The 18,227-nt window shown below is 27.9% G+C and carries 15 protein-coding genes, 1 pseudogene and 1 riboswitch; of the genes and pseudogenes, 12 read left to right on the top strand and 4 right to left on the bottom strand.

Features of this window, described 5'->3' with window-relative positions:
* Positions 1–317 precede the first annotated feature (317 nt).
* On the top strand, positions 318–1,358 hold the full coding sequence (locus tag BTM21_RS02160) for a nucleoid-associated protein (RefSeq protein ID WP_021876364.1): 1,041 nt from the start codon (positions 318–320) through the stop codon (positions 1,356–1,358).
* 39 nt (positions 1,359–1,397) lie between these two features.
* Here BTM21_RS02160 and BTM21_RS02165 read toward each other — a convergent pair whose 3' ends face one another.
* The 3 genes from BTM21_RS02165 to BTM21_RS02175 all read right to left on the bottom strand — a co-directional run bounded on the left by BTM21_RS02165 (position 1,398) and on the right by BTM21_RS02175 (position 5,351).
* Positions 1,398–2,615 (bottom strand): 3D domain-containing protein, encoded by a 1,218-nt coding sequence (locus BTM21_RS02165; RefSeq protein ID WP_079481558.1) that lies wholly within the window; start codon positions 2,613–2,615, stop codon positions 1,398–1,400.
* Between the two features lie 109 nt (positions 2,616–2,724).
* Positions 2,725–4,125, bottom strand: coding sequence for an argininosuccinate lyase (gene argH / locus BTM21_RS02170; protein WP_021876362.1), 1,401 nt, complete (start codon positions 4,123–4,125; stop codon positions 2,725–2,727).
* A gap of 2 nt (positions 4,126–4,127) precedes the next feature.
* Entirely contained in the window at positions 4,128–5,351 is a 1,224-nt protein-coding gene (locus tag BTM21_RS02175) for an argininosuccinate synthase (protein WP_021876361.1), read from the bottom strand.
* A 251-nt stretch (positions 5,352–5,602) separates the two neighbouring features.
* On the opposite strand from BTM21_RS02175, the gene BTM21_RS02180 reads away from it, so the two are divergent.
* The 11 genes and pseudogenes from BTM21_RS02180 to BTM21_RS02230 all read left to right on the top strand — a co-directional run bounded on the left by BTM21_RS02180 (position 5,603) and on the right by BTM21_RS02230 (position 16,411).
* Positions 5,603–7,315 carry a methyl-accepting chemotaxis protein gene (locus tag BTM21_RS02180; RefSeq protein ID WP_021876360.1) on the top strand — a complete coding sequence of 571 codons (1,713 nt, stop codon included), beginning with the start codon at positions 5,603–5,605 and terminating at the stop codon, positions 7,313–7,315.
* A 309-nt stretch (positions 7,316–7,624) separates the two neighbouring features.
* The gene (locus BTM21_RS02185; protein ID WP_096145319.1) at positions 7,625–8,197 is read left to right on the top strand and encodes a phosphatase PAP2 family protein; all 573 of its coding nucleotides are present in this window, start codon (positions 7,625–7,627) and stop codon (positions 8,195–8,197) included.
* Between the two features lie 47 nt (positions 8,198–8,244).
* Complete coding sequence (locus BTM21_RS02190) at positions 8,245–8,865, top strand: hypothetical protein (protein WP_021876358.1); 621 nt, start codon at positions 8,245–8,247, stop codon at positions 8,863–8,865.
* Positions 8,866–8,942: 77 nt separating this feature from the next.
* Positions 8,943–9,137 carry a hypothetical protein gene (locus BTM21_RS02195; RefSeq protein WP_021876357.1) on the top strand — a complete coding sequence of 65 codons (195 nt, stop codon included), beginning with the start codon at positions 8,943–8,945 and terminating at the stop codon, positions 9,135–9,137.
* 134 nt (positions 9,138–9,271) lie between these two features.
* A pseudogene (gene malQ, locus BTM21_RS02200) lies at positions 9,272–10,762 on the top strand (4-alpha-glucanotransferase); the annotation flags it as partial.
* A 116-nt stretch (positions 10,763–10,878) separates the two neighbouring features.
* The gene (locus tag BTM21_RS02205; protein WP_161493120.1) at positions 10,879–12,219 is read left to right on the top strand and encodes an MATE family efflux transporter; all 1,341 of its coding nucleotides are present in this window, start codon (positions 10,879–10,881) and stop codon (positions 12,217–12,219) included.
* Positions 12,220–12,301: 82 nt separating this feature from the next.
* The gene (locus tag BTM21_RS02210; protein ID WP_021876354.1) at positions 12,302–12,793 is read left to right on the top strand and encodes a GNAT family N-acetyltransferase; all 492 of its coding nucleotides are present in this window, start codon (positions 12,302–12,304) and stop codon (positions 12,791–12,793) included.
* Positions 12,794–12,878: 85 nt separating this feature from the next.
* Positions 12,879–13,032, top strand: a riboswitch (SAM riboswitch).
* Between the two features lie 85 nt (positions 13,033–13,117).
* Positions 13,118–14,083, top strand: a complete 966-nt coding sequence (locus BTM21_RS02215) for a methionine ABC transporter ATP-binding protein (RefSeq protein ID WP_021876353.1) — start codon at positions 13,118–13,120, stop codon at positions 14,081–14,083.
* The gene (locus BTM21_RS02220) at positions 14,083–14,718 is read left to right on the top strand and encodes a methionine ABC transporter permease (RefSeq protein WP_021876352.1); all 636 of its coding nucleotides are present in this window, start codon (positions 14,083–14,085) and stop codon (positions 14,716–14,718) included. Before BTM21_RS02215 ends, BTM21_RS02220 begins: the two co-directional genes overlap by 1 nt.
* Positions 14,719–14,744: 26 nt before the next feature.
* Positions 14,745–15,557, top strand: coding sequence for a MetQ/NlpA family ABC transporter substrate-binding protein (locus BTM21_RS02225; RefSeq protein ID WP_021876351.1), 813 nt, complete (start codon positions 14,745–14,747; stop codon positions 15,555–15,557).
* A 170-nt stretch (positions 15,558–15,727) separates the two neighbouring features.
* The gene (locus BTM21_RS02230) at positions 15,728–16,411 is read left to right on the top strand and encodes an N-acetylmuramoyl-L-alanine amidase family protein (protein ID WP_021876350.1); all 684 of its coding nucleotides are present in this window, start codon (positions 15,728–15,730) and stop codon (positions 16,409–16,411) included.
* Between the two features lie 29 nt (positions 16,412–16,440).
* Here BTM21_RS02230 and BTM21_RS02235 read toward each other — a convergent pair whose 3' ends face one another.
* Positions 16,441–18,189, bottom strand: a complete 1,749-nt coding sequence (locus tag BTM21_RS02235) for an ATP-dependent metallopeptidase FtsH/Yme1/Tma family protein (RefSeq protein ID WP_079481555.1) — start codon at positions 18,187–18,189, stop codon at positions 16,441–16,443.
* Positions 18,190–18,227 lie beyond the last annotated feature (38 nt).

Consider the following 18,227-nt stretch of genomic DNA (forward strand, 5'->3'; position numbering starts at 1 on the left):
ATATTTTTTTTCTTTCCAAAAGTTATTATACCCCAAAATACCTATAATGAAAACAAAAAAATAACAATTCTACTTTTTAAACTTAGATAATATGACATTTTTTATCATATATATTGACGAAAAACTTTAAAAATAGGATGAAATCATTAAGTTTTAATAAATTTATCTTAGAATTTGTTAATATTATAACTATTTTAAATTTTATATAGCTTACTTTTTATAATGAAATATTTAAAATTAAAAGTTTTTTGTAATTGTTCAGGAATATATTTAAATGTTATAATGTATTTTATGATTTTAATATAGGTGGTGTAAATATGGAGTATATAAATGATATAAATATACAAGAAGCTATAATACATATAATTGATTCAAACGGCGAGGAACCAGTTTTAAATGAATATACTCTTGATTTAAATGATGATATCTATAAGTTTTTATATAGGCATATAGAAAAATGTTTTAAAGATGAAGAACTAAAGTATGCAGTATTTAATCCTGAAAGAAATATAGTTAAAGAAGTGGTTCAAGACTATTTAAATAACATTGATGGAAGTGAGTTAATATCATTATCTCAGGAATTAGCAAGACAATTGTTTATTATAATGAAGAGTAATGTAAATATTCCTTCTTGTGATTTAATTGTTATATCTTTAATTACAGATCAAGGTCCTATGATAGGAATACTTAAGATGGATTATGTTAAGAATTTTACTCATGAAGTGGAGTTTATAGAAAATAAAATTGGAATAGGAATAATTCCACAATTAGCAGGTCTTCCAGGAAGTAGTCAAAGAATTCAAAAGGCAGCCTTTATTAAGCCTATTAGAGAAGATAATAAATATGATTTAATGGTTATAGATAAGCAAAGAAAAAGTAAAGATCAAGATGAATATGGAGCTAATTATTTTATAGCAAACTTTTTAGGTTGCTCTTTAATAACTAATGAAAGAGATATGACAAAGACTTTATTAAAAGCTACAGAAACTTGGACTAGAAATAATGTTACTGAGAATGCAGATAAGGCTGAAACTATAAGAACTACAATTAAGAGTAAGTTAAAAGAAGAAGATAGTATAAATATAGATAATTTATCTCATGAGTTATTTAAAGAAGAACCACAAAGAAAAGAAGATTTTTTAAATTTTATTAAAGGTCATGGATTAGATGAGGTAACTGTAGATAAACAGTGGGTAGAGAAAAAACTTAAAAGAGTACGACTTAAAATTGATAAAGATATAGATTTATATATTAATGAAGAGGCTTATCACGATAATTCAAGATTTGAAATTCAAAGGAATGGTGATGGAAGCATTAATATGATAATAAAGCATGTTGTAAATTATTTAGAAAAATAACAAAAAGATGAAAAACTAATTAGTTTTTCATCTTTTTTATTACCATTCACCAGGATAGGCAACTATGTTTACTGTTACGCTTTGTCTTCCAAAAGAAATACATTCCTCATGAGAATTTAAGTATAAATCAATTCTATTTCCTTTAATATCTCCACCTGTATCAGAAGCTATTGCGTAGCCATAGCCAGGAATGAAAACTTTAGATCCTAAAGGTATTACAGAAGGATCAACAGAAACTGTACTTATTCCACTAGGGTCTCTAACAGGTTTAAAACCCATTGCAGTTACAGTACCACCAGTATAAGCTGTTGCTTCCATAGTAAGAGTTTTCTTAGATTCATTAGTATTATTTTCAGAACTATTATTGTTATTGTTTGTACTATTAGTATCATTATTATTAGAATTATTTGCCGCATTGTTTGCAGCCGTAATTTCTTCAATTTTAGCGTTTCCTGTTGAAATTCCATCATTAGCTTTATCAATGACAGATTCTGTATTAAGTTGCGGAATTAATGATTTTAAAGTACTTATAGCATCTTGAAGTTGTTTTATGGTAGAACCATCAGTATTAACTACAGATAATGGATGAGAAATAAGTTTTTCTTCATTGGCTTCAATTATTGAAGCTACTTCAGCTTTTTGACTATTAAGCTCATCTAATTTACTATGTAGTTTATCTTGTTTTTCATTTACTTCATTTAGATCCTTTTCAATAGTTTCGCGCAATGTTTTAAGTTTTTCTTGCTTTTCATTTAATTCATTAGCATTTTTTATTAAAAGTTCTTGCTTGTCTTTTATTTCAGTAACCATTTGCTTGTCCAAAGAAATGATTCTCCCCATAGAATCAATTCTATTAATAAATTCAAATAAGTTACTAGAATCTATTAAATAGGCTAACATACTAGTAGTCATATTACTTTTATACATAGTACGTAATCTACCATTTAAAATATCTTGTTTAGCATCAATATCTTTTTTTGCTTCTTCTATTTGAGAATTTATAAGATTTATTTTAACTTCAGTTTCAGTAGTTTCATTATTATTTTTTTCAAGTTTAGCATTAATTTCAGCAATTTCACCATCAAGCTTACTTATATCAGTATTAAGTGAAACTATACCTTCATCTAGTTGTTGATACTTAACTTTATTTTCTTCGATAGTTTGTGTTTCTGGTGATAGTGCTTTTACCACGGATGTATAGCTTAGGTTAAAACATAAAGCTACTACAGTAAGAGACAATAAAGTTTTTTTAATCAAATATTCTACCTCCTAGTTAATATAGATTGTACATAGTTAAGTATACACTATAACATAGGAGTTTTGTCAAATATCCTAAAAATGGATTAGGGGGAAGGGGATAGTATTTCTATTTTAAAGATACAATATCCTCCTTGGATTTAGCTATAAAGTCTTTTAAGAAATTAAGTTGTTTATTTATAGAATTGAAGCTAGGTCCACCAAAAACTTTTCTATCTTCAACGCAAGTAACTAAATCTATAGCTTTGTATATGTCTTTAGAAAAGATAGGAGAGAAACTTTTAAGTGTGTCTAAATTTAATTCTTCAATGGATTTATTTTCTTTAATACAATAAAGAACTATTTCACCTACTATTTCGTGTGCATTTCTAAAGGCAACCCCTTTTTTTACTAAGTAGTCAGCAACATCAGTAGCATTTGTAAAGCCTAAGGCAGCTCCTTTTCTCATTATATCTTTATTTACTTTTAAGGTTTTAAGCATTGCAGTAAAGGTTCTAATTGAAATAGTTACTGTATCTAAACCATCAAATAAAGCTTCTTTATCTTCTTGCATATCTTTGTTATAAGCTAGAGGAATTCTCTTCATTACAGTAAGTAAAGTTATTAAATCACCATAAACTCTACCAGTTTTTCCTCTAACTAATTCAGCTACATCAGGATTTTTCTTTTGAGGCATTATAGAACTTCCTGTACTATATTCATCAGATAATTCGATAAAGTTAAATTCATTTGTACACCAAATAATTATTTCCTCGGAAAATCTTGATAAGTGCATCATTATTATGGATAATGCAGAAAGGGTTTCTATAGCATAATCTCTGTCAGATACAGAATCTAAACTATTTATAGTTACTTTTGAAAATCCAAGTTCATTAGCTATAAAATCTCTATCAAGTGGATAAGTAGATGTAGCAAGAGCTCCACTACCTAAAGGCATTTCATCTAATCTTTTATAACAATCCAAAATTCTCCCAAGATCTCTTTTAAACATTTCAGCATAAGCTAAAAGATGATGCGCAAAAGTTATAGGTTGAGCTTTTTGCATATGAGTATATCCTGGCATTATAGTATCAATATTTTCATTAGCTTTTTCATAAATAATAGTTTGTAGGTTTATAATATCTAAGGATAATTCCTTTAAAAAGCGTTTTAGATATAATTTAGTATCTAATGCAACTTGGTCATTTCTGCTTCTACCAGTATGAAGCTTTTTGCCTTCATCACCTATATAATAAGTAAGAGTAGACTCTATAAAACTGTGTATGTCTTCAGCTGTTTCATCTATTTTTATAGTTTTATTTTCTAGTTTTTCTAAAATTGAATATAGACCTTCTATTATTTTTTCACTATCATTTTTAGGAATGATATTTTGTTTTCCAAGCATCTTTACATGTGCAAGGCTACCTTCAATATCTTCCTTATACATTCTTGAATCTATTCTAATAGAAGAGTTAAAGTCATTTACAAGTTTATTAACTCCTTTTTCGAATCGTCCTCCCCAAAGTTTCATAATTATTTCACTCCATTTTTTAATGCTGAATCCATTTTAGCTTTAACTGTAATAGGAAGTCCGAATAGATTTATAAATCCAGCAGAATCATTTTGATTGTATACTTCATCTTCTCCAAAGGTTGCATATTCTTCACTATATAGTGAATATGGGGATGTCATACCAGCATTAACTATATTTCCTTTATATAATTTAAGCTTAATTTCTCCAGTAACATTTTCTTGAGTTTTACTAACAAAAGCTGAAAGTGACTCACGAAGAGGTGTATACCATTGGCCATTATAGACAATATCAGCAAATTTTAATGAAATTATTTGTTTATAATGAGCAGTTTCTTTATCTAAGCATAATTCTTCTAAATCTTTATGTGCTTTATATAAAATACTTCCACCAGGAGTTTCATAAACACCTCTAGATTTCATTCCAACAAGTCTGTTTTCAACCATGTCAACAATACCTATTGCATTTTCTCCTCCAATTTTATTAAGCTTTTCAATTAAAGTAACACCATCTAAATTTTCACCATTCAATGCAACTGGAATACCTTTTTCAAAGTTCAATGTTATATAAGTTGGATTATCAGGTGCATTTTCTAATGTGTTGCACATTTCAAGAATCTTTTCATAGTTAGGTTCATTTTCAGGAAATTCAAGATCTAAACCTTCATGACTTAAATGCCATAAATTTTTATCTTTACTATAGTTTGTTTCATAACTAATAGATATTGGAACTTTTTTATCTAATGCATATTGAATTTCTTCTTCTCTAGATTTTATATCCCATATTCTCCAAGGTGCAATTATTGGCATATCTGGAGCAAAAGCTTTTATGGCAAGTTCGAATCTTACTTGATCATTACCTTTACCAGTACAGCCATGACAAATTGCATCAGCACCTTCAGCCATAGCAATTTCAACTATTCTTTTTGCGATAATAGGTCTAGCAAAAGATGTACCTAAAAGATACTTATCTTCGTAAATAGCGTTAGCTTGAATAGTTGGAAATACATAATCATGCACAAATTCCTTTGTTAAATCTTCAATATAACACCTAGAAGCACCTGTCATAAGAGCTTTTTCTTCTAAACCCACAAGCTCATCACTTTGTCCAACATTACCTACTACAGCTATAACTTCACATTTGTAATTTTCCTTAAGCCATGGGATTATCACTGATGTATCAAGGCCTCCAGAATAAGCTAAAATAACTTTGTTAAAAATTTTCATATATAGTCCTCCTTTAAATTTGACTTTTTAAAATTAAAAAATGGTTAATTTTTCTGTTTTCATAATTATACATACAAATGAATAATTATGCAATAATTATTTGATTTTATTCATAAAAGGACTTTGGTGAAAATGATGGAGAATATAGAATAAATAAACATTAAAGGTTTAAGTAAATAAAACGATAGTAATAAATATATAACTATTATATAAATATTTAATAAAAACCCAACAAACGAGGAGGATAAAAAATGCAATTTTTTAAGAGTTTAAAAATATCTACAAAGTTAATAGTAAGTTTTTTTGTATCAGGTATTTTAATGATTGCTATTGCATCTATAGGTATATTTGGAATGAGTAAAATCAGTGATTCAACTGAGGGGTTATATAATGACAATGTAATTGGTATTTCATCTATTCAAACTATAGATAAGAATACCTTTAACATTTATTCAAATATGAGACTTATGATGTACACAAAGGATAAAAGTCAATTGCAAGAATTAGTTAAGCAAATTGATGAGCTTACTGCAGAAGATTCAAAACTAATGGAAGAATATAAGGCTAGTATAACAAGAGACGAGGATAGAAAACTTTTTGATGAATTAAGTAAAAATTTAGTTGAATATAGAAGCGAAAGAGCAAAATATATAGAGTTAATAGAAGCAGGAAAAATGGATGAGGCTGCAAAATATTTTGACCAATTTTCCCAAGTAAGAACATTGGTAAGATCAAGCTTAGATAAGCTTCATAATTTAAATAATGAATGGGCTCAAGAAGCTTTAGAAAAAAATCAAGATATTTTCAATGGTTTGGTAAAATCAGCGATAATAGTAATAATATTAGCTATAGCATGTTTAATAGTAAGTTCTTACTTAATTATAAAAGCTATTGTTAAACCTCTTAATAAAATAGGAGAATTAGCAGAAAGATTATCAGATTATGATTTTTCAACTTCACTAGAGGTGGAAAGCGATGATGAATTTGGTTTAGTTGCAAATGCATTAAATTCTGCACAAGAGAATGTTAGAGATTTAATAAAAACTGTTATAAACAGCACTCAAGATATGAGCGCATCAAGTGAAGAATTATCTGCAACAGTAGAGGAAATGACTTCAAAATTTGAAATGATAAATGAATCATCAAAAGAAATAGGTTCAGGAGTTCAGGAAACAAGTGCAACAGCAGAAGAGTTATCAGCTTCTATTCAAGAAGTAGATTCAAGTGTTTCAATACTATCAAGTAAAGCTGTTGATGGAAGTAGCAATGCTATAAACATAAAAGAAAAAGCTGCTGAAATAGAAAAAAATAGTAAAGAAGCTGTTGAAACAACAAAAAATTTATATAGCAATATGGAACAAGAAATTTTAAAAGATATAGAAAAGGGTAGAGTAGTTGATAATATTAGTGTTATGGCGGATACTATTTCATCTATAGCAGATCAAACTAATTTATTAGCACTTAATGCAGCAATAGAAGCAGCAAGAGCAGGGGAACAAGGTAAAGGCTTTGCAGTAGTTGCTGAAGAAGTAAGAAAACTTGCAGAACAATCATCAATTGCTGTTGAAAATGTTAAAGTTACCACAGAAAAAGTTCAAGAAGCATTTAGAAGTTTATCACAAAATAGTAATGAACTTTTAAAATTTATGAATGAAAAAGTTACAGGTGAATTTGAAAACTTTGTACAAGTTGGAGAGCAATACCAAGAAGATGGAAACTTTATAAATGATATGTCAAGAGAGTTAGCATCTATGACAGAAGAGATTTCAGCTACTATAAACCAAGTTAGTGAAGCTGTTCAAAATATGGCTGAAATGGCTGAGGATTCATCAGAAAATATAACTGGAATACAAGAAAGTATAAATGAATCTACGTTAGCAATGGAACAAGTTGCAAATGCTGCACAAGGCCAAGCTGAATTAGCACAATCATTAAGTGAATTACTTATAAGATTTAAAGTTTAAAATATTTTAATATATTAAAAAAGTAGTACTGTCTACTAAAATGATTTTCTAAAGCATTTTAGTAGGCAGTTTTTTATTTTCAAAATATGAATATCTATTAATAAAAGTACTAAAAATACTATTATACGAAATTTTTAGGAGGGAATAAATGTGAAAAATAAAATTTAAATTTTTAATAGTGACGCTAGCAGTTATGCTTATAATACGTACTATAACTGAAGCGTATTTTGCAACACAAATAGTAATATGGAGTCTTGTGAAAGGTTATGATATAATTACCTTATTTATTTATAAAGCGGGGATAGGAATATGTTACAATTAATTCAAAATTTAGACGTAAATATACTTACATTGATAAGGGAAAACTTAACTAATCCATTTTTAGATAAGATAATGAAGACAATTTCATCATTAGGAAGTGGTGGACTTATTTGGATAGTTATAGCAGTCATATTATTATGTATCAAAAAGTATAGAAAAGTAGGAATAACATTAATATTAGCATTAATTATAATGACTATATTAGGTGAGGGAATTATTAAGCACTTAGTCCAAAGACCAAGACCATTTTTAGTAGTTCCGGATATAGAATTAATAGTTAAAGCACCTATGTCTTATTCTTTTCCTTCTGGACATACAGGGTCTTCATTTGCAGCAGCCTTTGTTTTAAGTAGTTATTTTAAAGATAAAAAATATTTATTTTTAGGAATAGCAACTTTAATGGGCTTTTCTAGACTTTATTTATTTGTTCATTACCCTTCAGATGTAATTGCAGGAGTTATAGTAGGCTTTATTAGCTATAAAGTTGCGAGTATTTTAATAAATAAAATCTTTACTAAAAATATTGTGGAATTAATAGTTTATAATGTAAAATATATGTAAAGGGTTCTTTTAGTATATTCTAATGAAATATATAGGAGGAAGGAGAAGTGGAATTTTATATAGAGTCTAAAGGAATATCTACAGAAAGAGATAAAAGTAAAGTATCCCTAAAAAATATAGAAAAGATTTCTATAGATGAAGGATTAAATATTATAGGAAAAACTATAAAAAGTATAATTAGTATGGGATATTTAAATAAAATATCAGAAGTTGATTTAGAATTAGCATATAATGAATTTTTAGCTTGGGTAGATGAGTTAATAGAAAATGAACCTATAAATAAAAATATAGTAGCTATTAATTTTGCATTATCTGAAACTAGAAGGGGATTTCAATTATATATAGCAGGTTCTAAAGAATGGGATTTTTATGATGATGATTGGATGTATAATAGAGATTATTTTCCTAAAAACCAAAACTGTAGGATAAGATTACTTAATAAATTAAAAAGTAATTATGATAAAGATGAATATATAAAAATGTTTTTCTCCATTATAGTGATATCTACATATTTTATATTAAAGTATATAAAATATAATAAAGTAATTACTAGTAGAAATATTAATATATCTTTAGGAACAGATGATTATATAATTAATTTATGTCAATTATTTAATGGAAGAATAGAAGTATACAAAAAAGCAATTCCATTACCAATAGATGAATAAATAAAGCCTTTTTGATTAATACTATTATTAAAACAATCTATAGTTATTATAGATAGAATAATAGGAGGTTTTGTGTTATGGGTATGGAAAAACTAGAAAGAAAAATGAAAAGACTTTATAAACAAGTGAAGTCAGGAAAAGTTACAGAAGAAATAGCAGATGAAATGGCTGATATGATGGATACCATAGAAAATATGGGATCAGAAGCAAAAGAAAAATTTGCTGATATGATGGATGACATGAAAAAATCCATATCAAAAATGAAAAAGTAGTATATTTAAGTCTATAACCACTAAGATTTTTAATCTTAGTGGTTTAATTTTTATAAGAAAAAATAAAAAAATTTATTAAATTTTATAATCAAATACAAACGGTTGTACTAATATAATATAAAGAGAAAAAATTAAGAGTGGAGAATAATATGAAAAGAAGTAGTGGGATTTTGATGCATATTTCATCTTTACCAAGTAAATATGGTATTGGAACCTTTGGAGAAGAAGCATACAGATTTGTGGACTTTCTAAAAAAAAGTGGACAAAGATATTGGCAAATATTACCCTTAGGTCAAACAGGATATGGAGATTCTCCTTATCAATGTTTTTCAGCTTTTGCAGGAAATCCATATTTTATAGATTTTGATTTGTTAAAAAATCAGGGATTTTTAAAGGAGTCAGATTATAACAGTGAATTTTTTGGAGAGAATAAAAATTTAGTAGATTATGGAACTCTGTTTATTGCAAAAAACAAAGTTCTTAGAAAAGCTTATGAAAACTCTAAAGGTAAATTAGAAAGAGAAATATATCAATTTTCAGAAGGAAATAAAGAATGGTTAGATGACTATGCCTTATATATGTCAGTAAAAAAACACTTTAATTTAAAGAGTTGGACAACCTGGGATAAGGATATAAGATTAAGAAAAATTGAAGCTATAGAAAAATATAAAAATGAATTAAAGGATGAAATTAATTATTGGAAGTTTATACAGTATATATTTTTTAATCAATGGAGTAGATTGAAAAAGTATGCTAATAATTTAGGGATAAAGATAATAGGAGATATCCCCATTTATGTAGCAGAGGATAGTGCTGACCTTTGGAGCAATCCACAATATTTTAAGGTGGATGATAATATGCTTCCAACTAAAGTTTCTGGATGTCCTCCAGATTTATTTTCTGAAACAGGACAACTTTGGGGAAATCCTATTTATAATTGGAGTTTAATGGAGAAAGAAAATTATAAATGGTGGATAAAAAGAGTACGAGAAAGTTTAAATATGTATGATGTTATAAGAATAGATCATTTTAGAGGTTTTGAATCTTATTGGGAAGTACCTTATGGGAATGATACAGCTATAAATGGTAGTTGGGTTAAAGGACCTGGTATTAAGCTATTTGATGAAATAAAAAAAGAGTTAGGTGAAGTAAGTATTATAGCAGAAGATTTAGGATTTCTAACTGAAGAGGTTATTGAATTTAGAAATAAGACAGGCTTTCCTGGTATGAAAGTATTACAATTTGCTTTTGGGGGAGGAAACAGTTATCTTCCCCATAATTATGAAAAAAACTGCGTAGTTTATACAGGAACTCATGATAATGATACAATTTATGGTTGGTATAATAATACAGCAAGTGAACAAGAAGTAGAATCAGCTAAAAAATATTTAGCATTAAGTTATGATGAAGGTATATCTATTGGATTTATAAGGGGAGCATTTAGTAGTGTTGCAGATTTAGCGATAACAACTATGCAAGACTTTTTAGGTTTAGGAAGTGAAGCAAGAATGAATCTTCCAGCTACCTTAGGTGATAACTGGAAGTGGAGAGTTAAAAAAGAAGATTTAACAGATGAATTAGCAGAAAAAATATATCAATTGACTATGAGATATGAAAGAATATAAGTTGAAAAATAGTTAATGTTTATAAATAATTGAACCTGTAGAGTATTAGTTATAGTACACTACAGGTTTTTTATATTATAATGAGAAGTATATTTAAAATTAAAGGAAGTAATAAGATGAATAGAGATTTAGATTTAGGTAAAGAAAGTATAGGTAAGTTATTTTTGAAGTATTCAATTCCTAGTGTTATAGGAACTTTAATATTTTCAATTTATATTGTAATTGATGGGATTTTTATAGGAAGAGCAGTAGGTTCCAGTGGACTTGCGGCTATAAATATAGCTATGCCATTTTTTAGTACTTCATTTGCTATAAGCTTAATGGTATCAGTTGGGGGAAGCACTATAACCAGCATAGAACTTGGTCAAGGTGATAAAGAAAAGGCTAGAAATACTTTTAGTTTAGCCTTTTATTCACTTTTATCAATTTCAATAATAGCGTCAATAATAACGATATTATTTACTAAGGAAATTGCAATATTTTTAGGAGCAACAGGTGAGTTAATAAAACCAGTATGTGAATATTTAGCTATACTAGCATTATTTTTACCGGTATTTACATGTTCAGGATATTTAGCTTCTGGACTTAGAACTATTGGAAAACCAAATTATTCAATGATTTGTAATATTGTTGGATCAGTATTAAATATTATACTTGATTACATAATGGTTATAGAACTTAATATGGGGGTTTTTGGAGCCGCATTAGCTTCAGGTATAGCCTTTGCAGTTGCTTTTATAGTTGCAATATTAGGATATTTTAATAAAAATTCAGTGTTAAAATTTGTTAAATGTAAAGTTGATCTTAAAAAGGTAGGAAGATTCTTTTATAATGGTTCGTCAGAGGCATTAGCTGAATTTGCCTTTGCTTTTTCAACATATTTATTTAATATTGTTTTAATAAATAGATTAGGAGAAATGGGAGTTTCAGCTTTTTCAATAATACAATATATAGCATCATTAGTTGTAGCTGTATTTCTAGGAATATCAACAGGAATATCACCCATTATAAGCTATAATTACGGAGCTAAAAATAATAAAAGAATAGGAAGTATAACAAAGATTTCATTGGTAGTTATGACAGCTCTTGGCATTATATGTACAACAACATTATTTGTTGGAGGAGAAGGATTAATAAGGTTATTTGTTGATGGAGATGAGGCTTTAATAGAAACTACAATAGGTGCTTGCAAAATATATTCAACTTGCTTTTTGATAAGTGGAATAAATATATTAGCCTCTGCATATTTTACAGCTTTAGAAGATGCAAAAACATCTATTATAATTTCAATGCTTAGAGGAATTATTTTTATTTCAATAGGAATAATTATATTACCGCTATTTTTAGATATTAATGGAGTATGGTTAACTGTAACTTTTGCAGAGTTAATGACGGTTATAATTTCTTATAGATTAATGAAAAAATCTTATTTATCAATGAAATTAGAAAATAAATAATTAAATTTTATAAGGTGATTAAAATTTTAGTTACCTTTCATGTTAAAATATATTTAAAATTTAAATTTAAGTAGAGGTTAAAATGATTAATTTTAGATTAGCTAAAGAAAATGATTTAGATAAGTTATGTAATATATTAGATGGAATAATTGAAAATAAACCAGAGGGTTTAAATTGGTCAAAGGATTATCCTAATAGAGAAGTTTTAAAAACTGATATAGAAAAGGGTGAATTATTTGTATTAGAAAAAGGTGATATATTAGGAGTAGTTGTTTTAAATAGTAGTGAAGATATAAATTATAAAAATATAAGCTGGAATAGTAATAAAACACCTTTAGTCATACATAGACTTTTTATAGCTAATGATTATATGGGAAAAGGTTATGGTAAGTTATTAATTGAAAAAATAATAGATAAAGGAAGAAATGATGGATTTGAATCTATACGATTAGATACCTTTAGTAAAAATATTAATGCTCAAAAGTTATATACTAAAAGTGGTTTTACATATAAAGGAACTATTAATTTAGATGGAAAAAATGGTGATTTTTTTTGTTATGAAATTAAATTTTAGGAAATTTTCTGAAAAGTAGTTGACAAATTTATGAAAGAATAATATATTAATATCAACAACAAAAACTTAATACATTATAAGATGTTTCTTATAAAGAGTGGTGGAGGGACTGGCCCTATGAAGCCCAGCAACCTACTTTTAAAATAGGTAGATAAACTTTCTAAAAGTGTTTATTTGTGTACTTGTTTTTAAGAGTGTGGTGCTAATTCCTGCAGCTAGGTTTAGCTGAAATATGAGAGAATAGATTGATGGGCGATTTCTACGCACTAGAGTTTTATTCTCTAGTGCGTTTTTTATTTTAGTAAATTTAAAGGAGGTTCAGATATGATTGAAATAAATAATTTAAGCAAAAGTTTTGGAAGTTTTGAGGTTTTAAAAGATATTTCTTTAGAAATAAAAAAAGGAGAAATATATGGACTAATTGGACATAGTGGAGCAGGTAAATCTACTTTATTAAGATGTATAAATGGATTAGAGGGTTATGACAATGGGTCTCTTAAAGTTATGGGTAAGGAAGTTAAAACTCTAAAAAATAATAGTCTAAGAGAATTTAGAAAGGATTTAGGTATGATATTTCAAAACTTTAATCTTTTAAAGAGAAAGTCTGTTTTTGATAATGTAGCACTTCCTTTAGAGGTTTGGGGTTATAAAAAAAGCTATATAGATAAAAGAGTTAAAGAACTATTGAATCTTGTTGGATTAGAGGACAAGGCTAATAGTAAACCAGAAGAATTAAGTGGAGGACAAAAGCAAAGGGTGGCTATAGCAAGAGCATTAGCTTTAGAACCTAAAATACTACTTTGTGATGAAGCTACATCGGCATTAGATCCTAAAACAACAAAAGATATATTATCTTTACTTGCAAGAATTAATAAAAAATTAGGTATTACAATTGTCATTGTTACACATCAGATGGAAGTGGTTAAGGAAATTTGTAAAAAGGTAGCGTTAATAGAAGGGGGCATTTTAAAAATAAAGGGACAAGCAGAAGATCTTTTCTTAAAACCTGGAGTATCTCTTAAAAAATTTTTAGGAGAGGAAGAGGAGGAACTACTACCAGATGAAGGTATAAATATAAAATTATTCTTTCCAAGTACAGCATCAGAAAATGCACTTATAACAAAGATGGCTAGAGAAATTGGAGTAGACTTTTCTATTGTAGGGGGTAAACTTGAAAAGTTTAGAGAAAATGTACTTGGAAGTTTAGTTATAAACATTAATAAAGAAGACAAAGACAATATAATATCTTACTTAACAAATAAAAATATAATATTGGAGGTGCTTAATTAATGATAGATATTTTAATACCAGCATTAGGGGAGACTTTGGTTATGGTATTTTTCTCAACATTATTTTCTTTAATATTAGGGTTTATACCAGCCATTGTATTAGTAATAACATCATCAAATGGATTAAAGGCTAATAAAGCGATATATAAAATTTTAGATTATGTAATAAATATTTTAAGAAGTTTTCCATTTATAATTTTAATGATATCAATAGCGCCAATAACGAAGTTTATAGTTGGGAAATCAATAGGAACAGTAGCAGCTGTTGTACCTCTTACAATTGCAGCAGCGCCATTTGTTGCAAGAGTGATAGAGTCATCATTAAAAGAAGTGGATCAAGGAGTTATAGAAGCTGCAAAATCTTTTGGAGCATCAGATACACAAATAATATTTAATGTAATGATTAAAGAAGCAATACCATCAATAATATCAGGTTTAACATTAACTATTATAAGTATTATAGGATATTCTGCTATGGCGGGGGCTGTAGGTGGTGGCGGTCTTGGAGATGCTGCTATAAGGAATGGTTATCAAAGATATAATACAGAGGTAATGGTAGTTACAGTTATTATACTTATAGTTATAGTGCAAGGTTTACAATCATTAGGAAATTATTTATACAAAAAATTATCATAAAATTAAGAATATTAGGAGGATTGATTATGAAAAGAAAATCAATAGTAAAAACATTATTAGTAGGAGTTTTAGCATTTACTTTAGTAGGTTGTGGAAAAAAATCATCATCAGATGAAAAAATTATAAAAATTGGAGTTAGTCCAGTTCCACATAAAGAAATTGTAGAGCATATAGCACCTGAATTGGAGAAGGAAGGATATAAGCTAAAGGTAGTAGAGTTTACTGACTATGTTACACCAAATACAGCTTTAGCTGAAGGAGAAATAGATGCAAATTATTTTCAACATACATCATATCTAAATGAGACAAATGACAGTAAGGGGTTAGACTTAACTTATACAGCTGAAATACACTTAGAACCAATAGCTTTATATTCAAAAACTGTAAAAGATTTAAATGAATTAAAAGATGGTGCTACCATTGCAATTCCAAATGATCCATCAAATGAAGCAAGAGCTTTAAGATTATTAGAAAAACAAGGGTTGATAACATTAAAAGATGGAGAACTTATTACACCGAAAGATGTAACTGAAAATAAAAAGAACTTAAAATTTAAAGAATTAGAAGCAGCACAATTACCAAGAGTATTAGATGAAGTTGATGCAGCTATAATAAATGGAAACTATGCTATAGAAGCAGATTTAAACCCACTTAAGGATGCATTAGTAATTGAAGATAAGGATGCAAAAGCTGCAAAAATATATAGAAATATATTAGCAGTTAAAAAAGGAAATGAAAATTCAGATAAGATTAAGGCTTTAACAAAAGCTCTAACTAGTGACTCAAGTAGAAAATTTATAGAAGAAAAATATAACGGAGCAGTAATTCCTACATTCTAATTAAAAATAGGGCTATTATAGCTCTATTTTTTTGTGACAATTTATTAGATTGGAGTATTTTGTTTTTTAATATATATATTTGTAACCAACATCAATTGAAATTAATATATTAAATTAAATAGAAATATATAGTTTTATGTAGTAAATATATAAAATAAGGAGGCAAAGGCATGGCAAAATGGATAATAGATGCAGCCCATGGAGGAAGTGATTCTGGAGCAATTGGATTAATGGGAAGAAGAGAGTCTGATATTGTTTTAGAAGCGGCATATGAAGCTAAAAGATTATTAGAAAAAAATGGAGAAACTGTTCTTTTAACTAGGGTAGCTGATATAGCAATAGATTTAAAAACAAGAGCTGATGTTGCTAATAAGTGGAATGCTGATTATTTTGTTAGCCTTCATATGAACTCTTTTGTTAATAAATCTGTTACTGGAAGTGAAATATTAATATCTGAAAATGAATACAAAGCAGAGGGTTTAGCTAAGTTCATAAAAGATGAATTAATTTCAAATTTAGAATCAAAGGATAGAGGTATAAAAGAAAGTAATAGTGAAATTTTTAAAATGACTAATATGCAAACAGTTATAGTAAGAGCTGAGTTTATATCTAATGAAGAAATAGAAAAAAACTTTGATTCAAAAAAATATGGGTACATGATAGCCAAGGCTTGTTTAGCTAAGGTAGATAAGGTTTTAATAGACCTTCCAGTAATAAATCCTAAGATACCATCAAAGTCTGCATGGAGAGTTTGTATAGGGTATTTTAAAGGTTATGAAGATGCAGAAAAATCACTTGATTCTACTAAAAAACAAGGGTATAAGGATGCCTATATAATACCATATGAAGGATAAAAAGCAGAGCAAAAGCTCTGCTTCTTATTTTAATTAAATTTAATTAATTTATTGATATCATCTTCTTCTAAAGTTTCTTCTTCAAGAAGAGTAATTGCCAATTTATCAAGAATATCTTTATTTTCCTTTAATAAAGCTAGAGTATCTTTATATAAAGAGTTTATTAATTCTCTATATTCCTCAACAACAGGTTGACCATAAGTTGTAGCTAAAGAGCCTAGCGTTGATAATTTAAGTAATCCTAAAGTTTCTCCCATACCATACTCAGAAATCATAGCAAGAGCCATTTCTGTTGTTTGAGTAATATCTCCTTGGGCACCTGTTGAGATTTTATCTACACCAAAAGTTAATTCTTCAGCAGCTCTACCACCTAATAATACCATTATTCTATTTTTTAGATAATCAATTCTTTGATAAGAGCTATCTTTTGGAATAGTTAATGTATATCCTCCAGCACCTTTAGTTGTAGGAATTATTGTTATTTTAGATACTTTATCTTCTGGAGTTTTTATTAATGAAATCAAAGCATGTCCAGCTTCATGATAGGAAGTAAGTAGCTTATCTTCTTTTAATAAATGGTCTCGTTCTTTCTTTTCATATCCAGCTAAAACTATTGAATAAGCACTATTTAAATGTTTTTGTGTTAATACTTTAGAATTTTCTTTTACAGCTAAAATAGCAGCTTCATTTATTAGGTTTTCAAGCTTTGCACCAGAAAAGTAAGAGGTTTTTTTAGCTATATCATGAATATTCAAATTTTCATAAGGTTTATTATTTAAATATAGTGATATAATTTTCTCTCTTGCTTTAATATCAGGAAGAGAAACTTCAACATGTCTATCGAATCTACCAGGTCTAAGTAAAGCTGGATCTAATATATCTAATCTATTAGTTGCAGCAATAACAACAATACCTTCTTGTTCACCAAAGCCAGACATTTCAGTTAAAAGAGCATTCAGTGTTTGATCTCTTTCATCATTACCTCCAGGAGTTTTACCTCCATCTCTTGACTTACCTATAGCATCTATTTCATCTATAAAAATAACAGCTTTTCCTTGAGATTTTGCTTTTTTAAAGAGATTTCTTATTCTAGCAGCACCAACCCCTACATAAACTTGCACAAAATCAGAACCACTTAGCGCATAAAAGGGAACTTTAGCTTCACCAGCAACAGCTTTAGCTAAAAGAGTTTTACCAGTACCAGGTTCACCATAAAGAATAACTCCCTTTGGCATTCTAGCACCATATTCTTTATACTTATCAGGTTTTTTGAGAAAATCTATTATATCCATTAAGCTTTCTTTTGCTTCCTCATTACCAGCAACAGAGTGAAAGCCAAAATCGCTATTTTGGTCATCACTAAAATCTTTAACATCTAGATTAGTTAATGAAGAAGTTCCTATTTTAGATTTATTAATAACCATAAAGGCAATAGAAACTAAAGAAATTACAAGCAGAGCTGCAGATATAGTTTTAGTTAATGGTGGTGAAAATTCGTCCATTACTTTAATATTACTTGAAAGTAAAGTTTCCTTTAAAGTAGGGCTATTTGGATTATCTGTTGAGTATTTTGTCCCATCTTTTAAGACAACCGTAAGATTAGAATTTTTATTCATAATAACTTCAGATATATTTTGGTTAGTTATATCTGATAAAAAACTTGAATATTGTTTATTGATATTAGATTTTGTTCTTAGCGTACTATAACTTAAAACGAAAAGAGAAAGAAGAGCTGTAACAATAGGTAACCAAATTAAGTTCTTTTTACTCTTATTCATAATTACCTCCTAAATTAATATGAATTGTTGTAATACAC

This window comes from Clostridium chauvoei (assembly GCF_002327185.1).
In the GTDB taxonomy this organism is placed as follows: domain Bacteria; phylum Bacillota; class Clostridia; order Clostridiales; family Clostridiaceae; genus Clostridium; species Clostridium chauvoei.